Origin of the sequence: Flavobacterium sp. xlx-214 (assembly GCF_013874595.1) — a bacterium.
GTDB lineage: Bacteria > Bacteroidota > Bacteroidia > Flavobacteriales > Flavobacteriaceae > Flavobacterium.
The window spans coordinates 1,461,679-1,474,077 of the sequence record NZ_CP059431.1 but is presented as its reverse complement, the minus strand read 5'-3'; the positions used below and the strand labels follow the sequence as shown (position 1 = coordinate 1,474,077).

Sequence of the window (12,399 nt, the reverse complement as noted above, 5' to 3'; positions counted from 1 at the left end):
GTTTTACAATTATAATTCCGATTTCAATTTCATCACATAAGATGTAACCAACCATCTTTCGTGTTGTGTTAATTGATTTTTATGTGATCCCATTGCGTTTAAGCCGTAAGTAACTACATGATAAATACCACCTTCTGTTAACTCGCGTTCAGCATAGTTAGGTACCCCAAGGAATTTTTCTCTTTTAACCAAATTACCTTTTCCATCTCCTGCATCGCCATGGCAAATTGCACAATAAATAGTGTACAATCCTTTTGCTTTTTCCATATCGACTTCAGAAATTGTATCTAAAGGTGATTTTAAATTTAATCTTGCTGCTGCTAAACCTTCTGGTGTATCAGGATATTCTTCTGGTTGAAAACCGCGTGGAATTGATCCTTGCGCAGGAACTTGACCTTCTTTTCCGTTTTTAAATGCGTTAGATTCAGAATATGTTTCGTAAGCTACAGATTCGTACATATTAGGAAAAAACTGAACGTTTGGTTTTTCCTTATTAAAACATGATGTAGCTAAAGTTGAAAATCCTGCTAAAGCAACTATTTTATATAAAGTCTTCATTGTACTACTAGTGTTTATCGATTACTTTAACTTCTACTGCACCTGTATTTTTAAAGAACTCAACCGCTTCTTCTTCGTTACCATGTAAAGCAACTTCCATTAAGAAATGATCATCTGTTGTTCTTACATCAGGGTTTTCTGCTTTTTTAAATGGCCATAATCTACTTCTTAAAAAGAAGGTAATTACCATTAAATGGGCTGCAAAGAAAACTGTTAATTCAAACATAATAGGCACAAATGAAGGCATATTTTGAATGTAACTAAAACTTGGTTTTCCACCAATGTCTTGTGGCCAATCTTGAATCATAATGTAATTCATCATATAGGTTGCAAATGATAAACCACATAATCCATAGATAAAAGCGCATATTGCTAAGCGGGTTGGTTTTAAACCCATTGCTTTATCTAAACCGTGTACTGGAAAAGGTGTAAAAACCTCTTCTATGTGATGATGCGCAGCGCGTGTTGCTTTAACTGCATCCATTAAAACATCATCATCATTGTATAATACGTGTATAACTTTTGTACTCATAACTTATTAATGATTGTGTGAATGATGTCCGTTTTCTCTATCTCTTTTGTAATTATCACCAGACGATTTTAAAATTGTTTTAACCTCTGCCTGTGCAATAACTGGGAAGCTTCTAGAGTATAATAAGAATAATACAAAGAAGAAACCAATAGTACCAATGTAAATACCTGCATCAACAAATGTTGGCTGGAACATAGTCCAAGATGATGGTAAGTAATCACGGTGTAATGATGTTACAATGATTACGAAACGCTCAAACCACATACCTATATTTACAATGATTGATATAATGAACGACCCTAAGATAGAAGTACGAATTTTCTTGAACCACATAACTTGCGGAGAAATTACGTTACAAGTCATCATTAACCAGTATGACCACCAGTAAGGACCTGTAGCACGATTTAAGAATGCATATTGTTCATACTCAACTCCAGAATACCATGCAATAACTAACTCAGTAATATACGCTACCCCAACAACAGAACCTGTAATCATTACAATAATGTTCATTAATTCTATGTGTTGAATAGTAATATAGTCTTCTAAGTTTACTACTTTTCTCATGATGATTAACAACGTGTTTACCATGGCAAATCCTGAGAAGATTGCACCCGCAACGAAATACGGAGGTAAGATTGTTGTATGCCATCCTGGAATTACAGACGTAGCAAAGTCAAAAGATACAATGGTGTGTACAGAAAGTACTAAAGGTGTAGCTAAACCAGCTAATACTAATGATACTTCTTCAAAACGTTGCCAATCTTTAGCACGCCCTGACCAACCAAATGATAATGTTGAATAAATTCTTTTTGCAAATGGTGTTACCGCTCTATCGCGTAACATAGCGAAATCTGGTAATAAACCTGTCCACCAGAAAACTAATGATACAGATAAATAAGTAGAGATCGCGAATACGTCCCATAATAAGGGCGAGTTAAAGTTAACCCATAACGACCCAAATTGGTTTGGCATTGGTAATACCCAGTAAGCCAACCATGGACGACCCATGTGAATAATTGGGAATAAACCTGCCTGAACTACAGAGAAAATAGTCATTGCCTCTGCTGAACGGTTAATAGCCATTCTCCATTTTTGACGGAATAATAATAATACAGCCGAAATAAGTGTACCCGCGTGACCGATACCTACCCACCAAACAAAGTTGGTAATATCCCAAGCCCATCCAACGGTTTTATTTAATCCCCAAGTACCAATACCTGTAGAAATGGTATACACCATACAACCTGCTCCCCAAAGGAATGCAATTAAAGCAATTGTGAAAACAGTCCACCATTGTTTATTAGCACGGCCTTCAACAGGTCTAGCAACATCTACCGTTACATCGTGATAAGTTTTATCACCAAGAACTAAAGGTTTTCTAATGGGTGCTTCGTAATGTGACGACATAATCCTTTATAATGTTTCTAATTAATACTATACTTATACATTTCTTACTTTAACGTGGTAGAACACATTTGGTTTTGTTCCTAAATGCTCTAACAAATGATATCTTCTATCATCTTCGTATAACTTAGCTACTTCAGATTCTTTGTCATTTACATCACCAAAAATCATCGATCCAGAGGTACAAGCTGCAGAACAAGCTACTTCAAACTCGTTTGCGTTTACTTTTCTTCCTTCTTTCTTCGCTTTTAAAATAGTAGCTTGTGTCATTTGAATACACATAGAACATTTCTCCATAACCCCACGTGAACGTACGTTAACATCTGGATTTAATACCATACGACCTAAATCATCGTTCATGTGGTAATCAAATGCATTATTGTGGTTGTACAAGAACCAGTTGAAACGACGTACTTTGTAAGGACAGTTGTTTGCACAGTAACGCGTACCAACACAACGGTTATAAGCCATATGGTTTTGACCTTGACGACCGTGAGAGGTAGCTGCCACAGGACAAACTGTTTCACAAGGTGCGTGGTTACAATGCTGACACATTACTGGTTGGAAAACTACTTGTGGGTTATCTGCAGGATGTTCTAATCCGCTAAATACCTCAATACTTCCCATTAAACCACTTGCTGTACCTTTTTTATCAACATCTTTCTCAAATGTATCTTCAGAAGAGTAGTATCTATCAATACGTAACCAGTGCATATCGCGTGATCTTCTTACCTCGTCTTTACCAACAACAGGAACGTTGTTTTCTGCATGACATGCAATAACACATGCACCACAACCAGTACAAGAGTTTAAGTCAATAGATAAGTTGAAGTGATGACCTACTGTACGATCAAAAGATTCCCAAATATCAACAGTTGAAGCTTCAACCGATTGGTGATCTAAAGATACATGAGGTTTTACATTCCACTCTTTAACATCTTTTGTATTGAAGATTTGTAATGTAGTATCTTTAACAATATCACCACGACCCATTAAAGTCCTTTGTAACTGCACACAAGCAAACTCATGATCTCCAGCTCCTAACTCAATTGATACGTTTTGTGTATTATTAAAGTCTTTGTATAATTTGTAAGCGTTAACACCTACTTGCATTTCTTCTTTTAAAGCCGATTTACGTCCGTAACCGAAAGATAAACCTACGGTTCCTTTAGCTTGACCTGGCTGAATGAAAGCTGGTACATTTTCTAAAACAGCATCACCTACTTTTAATGTTACATATGATCCATTTAAACCACCGTTTGCAACATTATAGTTTTTAATACCTAATGTTTCAGCGTCAGCTTTAGAAATGGTTAAATAGTTATCCCAAGATACACGTGAAATAGGATCTGGAAACTCTTGTAACCAAGGGTTATTTGCTTGCTGACCATCACCCATACCAGTTTTAGAATACAATACTAATTCTAAACCAGTTCCTTTTTTAGATGATGCTAATGCTGTTGCAGCACCAGAGAAATCTGCAGTTGCAGTTGCTCCTGTAGCTACTTCGCTAACAGCAAAACCGTCATGTACTAATTGATTCCAAGTTTTTCCGTTTGCAAAACCAGTTCCAACAGCTTTTACATAATCATAATAAGATTCTGTTTTTCCTAACCAAGACATTAAACCTTCTTGGAATTGTTTTGTATTGAATAACGGACGAATAGTTGGTTGTGTAATTGAGTAATGTCCTTTTTTCATTTGAACATCGCCCCAAGCCTCTAAATAATGAGGTGCAGCAGCAGCAATGTTTACTAAAGAAGCTGTTTCATCTTCACGTAATGTGTAAGAAACCGATGTTTTTACTTTCTTTAAACCTTCTGCAAAAGCAGCGCCGTTTGCTAAAGTATAAACTGGGTTAACACCACTCATAATTAAAGTGCTTACTAAACCAGCTTGCATATCTTTAACTAATTGTGCTACTTCTTTATTATTACCACCACGTACATATTTAGGTTGTGCTGGGTTAAAAGCTACCGATCCTAATGCTTGGTTAATAGCAAATACTAATAACTGTGCATTAACATCATCAATACCAGAAACTAAAACTCCGTTAGCTCCGGCTACTTTTAATTGTTGTGCTGCTTTTGTAACTTCAGCATCAGCAGCTGTATTTCCTACTGAAACAGCATTACCTGTAACAACATTGTATAATTTTACTAAGGCTAATTTTTGATCTGCAACTGTTAAAGGAATACGCTTGTCTGCACTTGCTCCTGATAAAGACATATTAGCCTCAAACTGGAAATGTTTAGACATTTTTCCGTTTTTAGGAACACGTCCTTTTGCATAGTTACTATCGTATCCGCCACCTTGCCAATCTCCTAAGAAATCTGCACCAACAGAAACAATTACATCAGCTTTACCAAAATCGTAATCAGCTAAAGCTCTTGTACCGTAAGCTTGTTGATAAGCATCTAAAGCTGCATCGCTACCCACTGCATCATGAATGATGTGTTTTGCAGTTGGATAAGCTGCTTTAAACTCAGCAATTAATTTATCTGTTGATGGAGACGCCATAGTGTTTGTTAATAACACAATTTGACCACCAGCAGTTAAACTAGCTTTTACTTTTTGATCTACATCAGACCAAGAAGCTGCCTTATTATCAATTTTTGGTTGCTTTAAACGTAAACTATCATATAAAGACAATACAGAAGCATGTACACGTGCATTTGCACCTGTAATTGCGTTTTCCATAAAGTTGTTCTCTACTTTAATAGGACGACCTTCGCGTGTTTTAATTAAAACATTTACAAAATCAAAACCATCAGCAACTGTTGTTGCATAATAGTCGGCAACGCCAGGAATAATCTCCTCTGGTTGAAATACATAAGGAATTGACTTTTTAACAGGCCCTTCACAAGCTGCTAAAGAAGCTGCAGCTGTAGAAAAACCAACGTATTTCAAAAAGTCTCTACGAGATGTTGATGAAGAAGACAAAGTGTTTTTATCTCCAAGAAAATCCTCTGTTGGAATTTCTTCAACAAACTCATTGTTTCTTAGCCTCTCAACAATAGAACTATTTTCGTTTAGTTCCTCAACACTTGTCCAGTATTTTTTGTTTGATGCCATTGTATATATATATTAGCTTCTTAAATTATTATTAATAGTGACATTTACCACACTCTAAACCACCTAATTGTGCTGCTGTTAATTTCTCAACACCATACTTTTTAGATAATTCTTCGTGAACTTTAGCGTAGTACTCGTTATCTTTAACGTTTACTTCTGTTTCACGGTGACAGTTCACACACCATCCCATTGTTAATGGAGAATGTTGTTTCATGATTTCCATAGATTCAACAGGTCCGTGACAAGTTTGACATTCTAAACCTGCAACTGAAACGTGTTGTGAGTGGTTAAAGTACACAAAATCTGGTAAATTGTGAATACGTACCCATTTAACTGGTTTTTCTACACCTGTATATGCTTGTTTAGCTGGATCCCAACCTACTGCATCGTAAATTTTCTTAATTTCAGCTGTATAGAATTCTTTGCTGTAATCTACATAAGTAGAATCTGGAGATCCTGTAAACTCAGTAATATTTTTATGACAGTTCATACAAACGTTCATAGAAGGAATACCTGAAGTTTTAGAAGTTCTTGCAGATGAGTGACAGTATTTACAATCAATACCGTTTTCACCAGCGTGAATTTTATGTGAGAAGTGAATTGGCTGAATTGGCTCGTAGTTTTGATCTACACCAATTTGCATCATATATCCAAATGCAAAGTAAGCACCTGTTAACATCAACATAATTACAGCAGTAATTACTAAGAATTGATTTTTAACAAAAGCTTTCCAAATTGGTAAAGATTTTTTCTCATTAACAGTTAAGTTATTTTTATCAGCAACTTTATTTAATACTCTTCTTACAGAGATTAACATTACTACTAACATTGCCAATACAACAACTAACCCACCTAATACTACCATTTGTGAAACACCACCTGAAGCTTCACCTCCAGCTTGTGTTGTTGGACCACCAGGATTCTTCGCTGTTTCTGGTTTTGGCTCTGATGTATATGCGATGATGTTATCGATATCTTCATCAGATAAATTAGGGAATGAGTTCATTGGAACTTTGTTCCATTCATTGAACAATTTTACTGCTGCCGCATCGCCAGATTTTATCAAACCTGAACTATCTTTAATCCATTTATGCAGCCACTCACTTGGATGACGATCTGCTACAGCCCTTAATGAAGGTCCTGTAGAATTTGCATCTAGCTTATGACAAGCCGCACAGTTTGCATTAAACAACTCTTTACCTTTAGCAACATCTTGAGCAAAAGATGCTGAAGAAAATGTTAACACGAATGTTAAACACAAGAAAAGAATCCTTGAAAACGAATTATGGTTACCCACTTTTTTCATAGTTAAAAAAATGATTATCAACTAATTTTGGCATAATTTTTCTCTGTAATAATCACAGATTTCAACTCTACCTTATTTATAAACTCCGACAAAAATACAACATAAGAGTCAGTTAATAAAACCTAATAAAAGGCAAAACTTAATTTATAATAATTCTAAATAAAATCATAAATTTTATTTTATTGAATTATTTTTAATTTTGTCTAAAAATTTCCTCATTATGAATAATTTAAGAAGCCTTAAAGTTTTTATTATATTTATTTTAACAATTTTTGTTTCTGAAAAAGGTTTTTCTCAAACCACAATTTTAGAAAATAAAGACGAAGAAACCATTAATTTGCTTTTAGAACGAAAAATGAGTCAAAATAATCAGTTTTCATTGTATACTAATTATTCGATTCAATTAAAAAATGGTTTGAAAGACGAAGTGGAAACTTTATATAAAAATTTTATAGCAGACTACCCTTCTATTGATGCTACCATTATTTTTGCAAATCCAAAATTTAAATTGGTGGTTGGTAATTACAAAAACAAAATTGAAGCCGAACATTTATTAAAGAAAATTGAAAAAAAATATCCTGATGCTTTTGTAGTAAAGTTGAAGCAATAAAAAAAGACAGCACTTAAATGCTGTCTTTTTTGTTTGTAAAAAATATTAGGGTTTTATTAATAATAAAGAAGTGGTATTTTTTAACCAATTCATTTTTCTATCAATCATTTTACGCCAAGACTTTACGGTTATCAAAATTAAATCGTGTTGTTGGATAAAATCAATATCAACATTGGTTTCGTAAATCACTTTTAAATGATTTGGTTTTACTTGCTCTATTAATCGAATTTCTTCTTTAATAAAGGTATTGTTTTTTAAAAGTCCGTTCATATCCATCAACACCACTTGCGAATCGTTGTTTTGGATAAACTTTAAAATAAAAGGAATTAATTTTTTATCACCTTCATGATAAAAAGGAACAATAATTTTTTGAATATCGTTTAAATCTTTATCAATGAAAATACCAACCGGAATTTTTGCGTTTGTAATTACATGGCGTGTTTGATCATCAAAAGGCGAATAATCAAATAATTTTTCCTTACCAATTACTTTATCAACAATAATTTCAGGATTAATAATACGGGTGGTAAAACCTAAGAACTTTCCTAAAATGGTACCATCGTAAATTGACGCTCCTAATTCAATAAGAACCAAATCGTAATTTCCTTTTTGCGCCACATCAACAATTTCAGCATCGTTGTTTAAAGCCACTTTATATAAGGTAATCAATTTTTGATTTAAGCGTTTGGCTTCATCTTCAATTGGAATAAACAATTTTTCCTCGTATTTCTTGTTCAGAATATCAACATCGCCACTTTTCACCAAATGTAAAGCAGTTACAACCGAATTACCTTGTTGCTTTTTGGTAAAAGTATGGGCAAGCTTTAAAAGATTTTTCCCTGAAGTAATATGATCAAAGTAAAAAAGAATTTTGAATTTGGTTTCGCTTAAAAGTGTGTTGGTTTCATCTTCTTTAGATTTGAATATTTTATTAAAGAGATCTAAAAACGGACCGGTCATAAAAGTGGTAACCAATGCCATAATAACCATCATTGCAAAAACCTCTGGCGTTAAAACACCTAATTCAAAACCAATATTTAAAGCTACCAATTCCATTAGTCCGCGCGTGTTCATTAAAGCACCAATAGTTAAACTATCTTTCCAACTTTGACCAACAAATCGGGCAGCTAAAGCACTACCTATAAATTTCCCAACAACGGCAACCAAAATAATAAAAAAGGTTACTTTCCATAAACTACTATCATTAAGTAAGCCAATTTCGGTTCTTAAACCTGTGTAAACAAAAAACAAAGGCAAGAATAAAATTACAGCAACATCTTCTACTTTTTCAACAAAAAAATGTCTGAACTTATGACTATCGGGCATAATAGCACCCGCCATAAACGCACCAAACAATGCATGAATACCAATAATTTCTGTTAAATAAGACGATAAAATTAAAACCAATAGGAAAAGTGCCACAACAGGCTTGCTTAAAGTAGTATTATTGGCATTTAAATTACCAATATGTCTTAGGAAAGGTCGTACTAATTTCAACATAAAAAGTACATAAATAATAGACAAGCCAATAATGTACAAAGCACTTACAAACGACCCCGCTTTTACAATAGCAATTACCACTGCCAAAATACACCATGCTGTAATATCATCTGCTGCAGCTGCCGTTAAAACAACAGTTCCCAGCTTTGTTTTTTGAATACCACGTTCTTGTACAATGCGCGCTAATACAGGAAAAGCCGTTATACTCATAGCAATACCCATAAAAAGCGAAAAAGATAAAAAGTCAATTCCCGCAGGAGCATATTCTGTATAAATAAAGTAAGCAAGTACCATTCCTAATGCAAAAGGCACCACAATACTAGCATGACTGATTACAACAGCATCTTTTGCTTTACTTTTAAGTACTTTTAGATCGAGTTCCATACCAATTACAAACATGAAAAGTACCAAACCAACCTGACTTAATAATTGTAAATTACCTAAAGATTCTGTAGGAAATAACAAAGCCGATGTTTCTGGAAAATACATTCCAAAAAGCGATGGTCCTAAGGCAATACCCGCTATAATTTCGCCAATAACAGATGGTTGACCAATTTTATTAAAAAGCCATCCAAAAATACGAGCAACAATAACAATGGTGATTATTTGTAATAAAAGTAACGCTAACGGATGGTGTAGATTTTGCAGGAACGAATCTATAAATTGTTCCCAAGTGTTTTTATCAGATGTGCTTATGACTACATCTTTTTCTAAAGATTTGCCTGAAATGTACGAAACGTACATTACTAAAGAAAAAACAACAACAATAATGCTGTAAAATATACTGTTCTTATGTTTCTGCATTGCTAAAAAATTGAATTATTCAGCAAACATCAGAAAATACTTTTTAGCATCTATTCTAATTGTAAACTACAACTTTGAAAATGTAATAAGTATCAAAAAAACTGTAACAAAATTTACAATTGTGCTAAAAAGCTGCTTCTAAAATTAATTCCTATGGTGAAATTTTTAGGTTTACCATCAACCATTATTTTTGAAACAATTTCATCGTGCGAATAATAATTCACACAATTCATGGCAATAATTTCACGTTTGTTAATTCTACAAAATCTGTTTAAAGGCAATAATTCTTGTAGTTTTTCAAAAGAACTGTTTTTAATTAGTAAATGAGAATCGTCTGTAAAATAAATCACTTTGTCTCTACTATCAATTTCTGAAACGGTAATGTAAAAAACATCGTTGGTATTAATAACACTTTTACCTTTTTCAGAATTCAATGTAATAAAATCGGATGTAGGTTTTGTTTCTCTTGTTAGCTTCTCAACTTTTCTAATTGCCTTTTCTAGTCGATCTTTTTGTACGGGTTTTGTAATGTAATCAATCACATCCAAATCAAAAGCATCAACAGCGTATTCCTTATAAGCAGTAGTAAAAATCACTTTTTTATCTGTTAATAAATTAGCAATTTGCAAACCGTTTATTGCAGGCATTTCTATATCTAAAATACAAACATCAAACTGCAAAGTATCTTTTTCTAAAATAAATTTCTCTGGGTTATTAAAAGCCTTAACCACTTCTACCCCTTCAATTTGTTCACACAGTAATTTTAAATATTGTAAAGCCAATAGCTCATCATCTAACAAAACACATTGCAACATTACTTTTCTAATTTAATTTTTAACGAAACACTGTAAATTTTACCTTCAATTGATTTTTGCAACTTGTAACGCTCTTTATAAAGCATTTTTAAACGTTTTTCTAAACTTGAAATACCAATACCGCTGCTTTCTTTTTTTAAAGGAGTTGCAGTTGCTATTTTGTTGGCAATAAACAACGAGAAACATCCATCTTTTAACTCAATAATAATCGAAATAAAAGCATCTTCGCTTTGTGTATCGGCATGTTTAAAGGCATTTTCAATTAAATCAATGGTTACCAAAGGAGCAATTACTTTTTGCTCAAGAAAAACATCGCGTTCATCAATTGAAATCTTGGTTCTTAAATCAAACAAAGGACTTAATTTGATTTTATTAATTTCGATTAAATTTTTTATAAAATTGATTTCATCACGTGGCGTTACCAATTGTTTGGGTGTTTTATACAGCACATAATCTAAAACATTAGACAACTTATCAATGGTATAATACGACTGATATACGTGCGATTGAATGGAATTCAAAATATTCTTGAACAAATGAGGATTTAATCGGGTATCGATGTTTTCTAATTCAATTGTTTCATATTTACGCTCTAAATACCCAGTTGATTTTTGATGATCGCTTATAATTTGCTTGTATTTACGAATTTGAAACCATAAGTAAATAATAGCAACAAGCAATAAAAGAATAAAATAATCTTTAAACCCCATTATTCTTCAGCAACTGATTTAACTGCCGTTTTTTTACTAACATCCATAACAGGTACTAAACCTTCGGCAGGCATGTAAATAATTTGTGGTAAATCGCCTTTATCAGCTAATTTTTCTAAGGTTCTAATAAATAAATACTGATTATAAGTAGTGTTTAACGTACCATTTTCTAACTTCATAGCTTCTGCCATTCCTCTTGCACGTTCAACCTCAGCCTGCGCATTTAACTTTTCGGCTTCTAATCGCGCTTTAGCTTCTTCAATTAATATTTTACGATTTTGTTCAGCCTTTGCCATTTCTGCTTTACCCGCCATTTCTTGTTGCCAAACATTGTACAACGGCAAGCCAAACATCAATATAACGATTAACATACCTATTGATAAAAAAATAATAATGAGCGCCTTAGAATTTTTCATATTACCTTGAAGTTCCTTTAATTGTGAAGCCTAAAGATAGTACATAATTTCTAAAATCGGTAGTCTTGGTAAAATCTCCATTACCTAAAACCAATTGATAACCTGCGTTACCTGTTAAATATAAGCCCGTGTTTGATTCCTTATCAATATTAAACAACTTAACGGCCACATCAACATTGGGTGTTAATGTAAAATACGAATCTCTGTCTAAACGTACAGGCGTTCTAACAACTGTAGTTACACCTGTTTCCTCATCATAATATTCTTCCTCTTTCAATTGGGTTCTATCGCGTAAAGTAGCTGATGCAATACCTGGCGCAAAACCTAAACCCAACTGAAACCTTTCTTTATTTACTACATCAAATTGAATTGGAACCGATATATTTGAGTAATGTACAATGGTTTTTGGTGTTTGATATATAAAACCATGATTGTAGGTATTAAATGTATACTGAAACTTAGCACCTACCGATAATTCGTTGGTAATGTAATATCTAAGAGAAGCTTCGGCTCCTAAACGATAATCATCAAAAACAGGAAGAGCTGTAGCACTTAAACCAAAAGCGATGTCTTCTTGTTGCGATTGAGCAGCCACTAATCCACTTTGAACAAAGGCTAAAATAAGTAGTAGTTTTTTCATGATGATTTTTTTTATAAAGCTTAAAT

At 33.4% G+C, this 12,399-nt stretch carries 11 protein-coding genes; 1 reads left to right on the top strand and 10 read right to left on the bottom strand.

Annotation, left to right across the window (positions count from 1 at the left end; all coding sequences use genetic code 11):
* Positions 1-9 precede the first annotated feature (9 nt).
* Genes H1R17_RS06980 through H1R17_RS06960 form a run of 5 tightly spaced genes read right to left on the bottom strand, consistent with a single transcriptional unit; the run spans position 10 to position 6,878 of the window.
* Complete coding sequence (locus tag H1R17_RS06980; protein ID WP_163430415.1) at positions 10-558, bottom strand: cytochrome c; 549 nt, start codon at positions 556-558, stop codon at positions 10-12.
* Positions 559-565: 7 nt separating this feature from the next.
* Positions 566-1,090, bottom strand: a complete 525-nt coding sequence (locus H1R17_RS06975; protein ID WP_163430416.1) for a DUF3341 domain-containing protein — start codon at positions 1,088-1,090, stop codon at positions 566-568.
* Between the two features lie 6 nt (positions 1,091-1,096).
* Positions 1,097-2,500, bottom strand: coding sequence for an NrfD/PsrC family molybdoenzyme membrane anchor subunit (nrfD, locus tag H1R17_RS06970; protein WP_163430417.1), 1,404 nt, complete (start codon positions 2,498-2,500; stop codon positions 1,097-1,099).
* A 33-nt stretch (positions 2,501-2,533) separates the two neighbouring features.
* Complete coding sequence (locus tag H1R17_RS06965; protein ID WP_163430418.1) at positions 2,534-5,572, bottom strand: TAT-variant-translocated molybdopterin oxidoreductase; 3,039 nt, start codon at positions 5,570-5,572, stop codon at positions 2,534-2,536.
* A 31-nt stretch (positions 5,573-5,603) separates the two neighbouring features.
* Complete coding sequence (locus H1R17_RS06960) at positions 5,604-6,878, bottom strand: c-type cytochrome (RefSeq protein WP_163430419.1); 1,275 nt, start codon at positions 6,876-6,878, stop codon at positions 5,604-5,606.
* Between the two features lie 220 nt (positions 6,879-7,098).
* On the opposite strand from H1R17_RS06960, the gene H1R17_RS06955 reads away from it, so the two are divergent.
* Positions 7,099-7,488: an SPOR domain-containing protein gene (locus tag H1R17_RS06955; RefSeq protein ID WP_163430420.1), complete on the top strand. Its 390-nt coding sequence runs from the start codon at positions 7,099-7,101 to the stop codon at positions 7,486-7,488.
* A gap of 45 nt (positions 7,489-7,533) precedes the next feature.
* Here the strand turns inward: H1R17_RS06955 and H1R17_RS06950 are convergent, their stop codons facing one another.
* From H1R17_RS06950 to H1R17_RS06930, 5 genes are all read right to left on the bottom strand, one after another.
* Entirely contained in the window at positions 7,534-9,792 is a 2,259-nt protein-coding gene (locus H1R17_RS06950; RefSeq protein ID WP_163430421.1) for a cation:proton antiporter, read from the bottom strand.
* Between the two features lie 113 nt (positions 9,793-9,905).
* Positions 9,906-10,607: a LytTR family DNA-binding domain-containing protein gene (locus H1R17_RS06945; RefSeq protein WP_163430422.1), complete on the bottom strand. Its 702-nt coding sequence runs from the start codon at positions 10,605-10,607 to the stop codon at positions 9,906-9,908.
* The gene (locus H1R17_RS06940) at positions 10,607-11,317 is read right to left on the bottom strand and encodes a sensor histidine kinase (protein ID WP_163430423.1); all 711 of its coding nucleotides are present in this window, start codon (positions 11,315-11,317) and stop codon (positions 10,607-10,609) included. Before H1R17_RS06940 ends, H1R17_RS06945 begins: the two co-directional genes overlap by 1 nt.
* A complete protein-coding gene (locus H1R17_RS06935) occupies positions 11,317-11,733 on the bottom strand; it encodes a hypothetical protein (RefSeq protein WP_163430424.1) in 417 nt (138 codons plus the stop codon). Before H1R17_RS06935 ends, H1R17_RS06940 begins: the two co-directional genes overlap by 1 nt.
* Position 11,734: 1 nt before the next feature.
* A complete protein-coding gene (locus tag H1R17_RS06930) occupies positions 11,735-12,373 on the bottom strand; it encodes a hypothetical protein (RefSeq protein ID WP_163430425.1) in 639 nt (212 codons plus the stop codon).
* Positions 12,374-12,399 lie beyond the last annotated feature (26 nt).

What these genes read in the sequence shown, in the direction of transcription:
- H1R17_RS06980 (WP_163430415.1), bottom strand. Translation starts at nt 558, where the DNA reads ATGAAGACTTTATATAAAATAGTTGCTTTAGCAGGATTTTCAACTTTA.
- H1R17_RS06975 (WP_163430416.1), bottom strand. Translation starts at nt 1,090, where the DNA reads ATGAGTACAAAAGTTATACACGTATTATACAATGATGATGATGTTTTA.
- nrfD (WP_163430417.1), bottom strand. Translation starts at nt 2,500, where the DNA reads ATGTCGTCACATTACGAAGCACCCATTAGAAAACCTTTAGTTCTTGGT.
- H1R17_RS06965 (WP_163430418.1), bottom strand. Translation starts at nt 5,572, where the DNA reads ATGGCATCAAACAAAAAATACTGGACAAGTGTTGAGGAACTAAACGAA.
- H1R17_RS06960 (WP_163430419.1), bottom strand. Translation starts at nt 6,878, where the DNA reads ATGAAAAAAGTGGGTAACCATAATTCGTTTTCAAGGATTCTTTTCTTG.
- H1R17_RS06955 (WP_163430420.1), top strand. Translation starts at nt 7,099, where the DNA reads ATGAATAATTTAAGAAGCCTTAAAGTTTTTATTATATTTATTTTAACA.
- H1R17_RS06950 (WP_163430421.1), bottom strand. Translation starts at nt 9,792, where the DNA reads ATGCAGAAACATAAGAACAGTATATTTTACAGCATTATTGTTGTTGTT.
- H1R17_RS06945 (WP_163430422.1), bottom strand. Translation starts at nt 10,607, where the DNA reads ATGTTGCAATGTGTTTTGTTAGATGATGAGCTATTGGCTTTACAATAT.
- H1R17_RS06940 (WP_163430423.1), bottom strand. Translation starts at nt 11,317, where the DNA reads ATGGGGTTTAAAGATTATTTTATTCTTTTATTGCTTGTTGCTATTATT.
- H1R17_RS06935 (WP_163430424.1), bottom strand. Translation starts at nt 11,733, where the DNA reads ATGAAAAATTCTAAGGCGCTCATTATTATTTTTTTATCAATAGGTATG.
- H1R17_RS06930 (WP_163430425.1), bottom strand. Translation starts at nt 12,373, where the DNA reads ATGAAAAAACTACTACTTATTTTAGCCTTTGTTCAAAGTGGATTAGTG.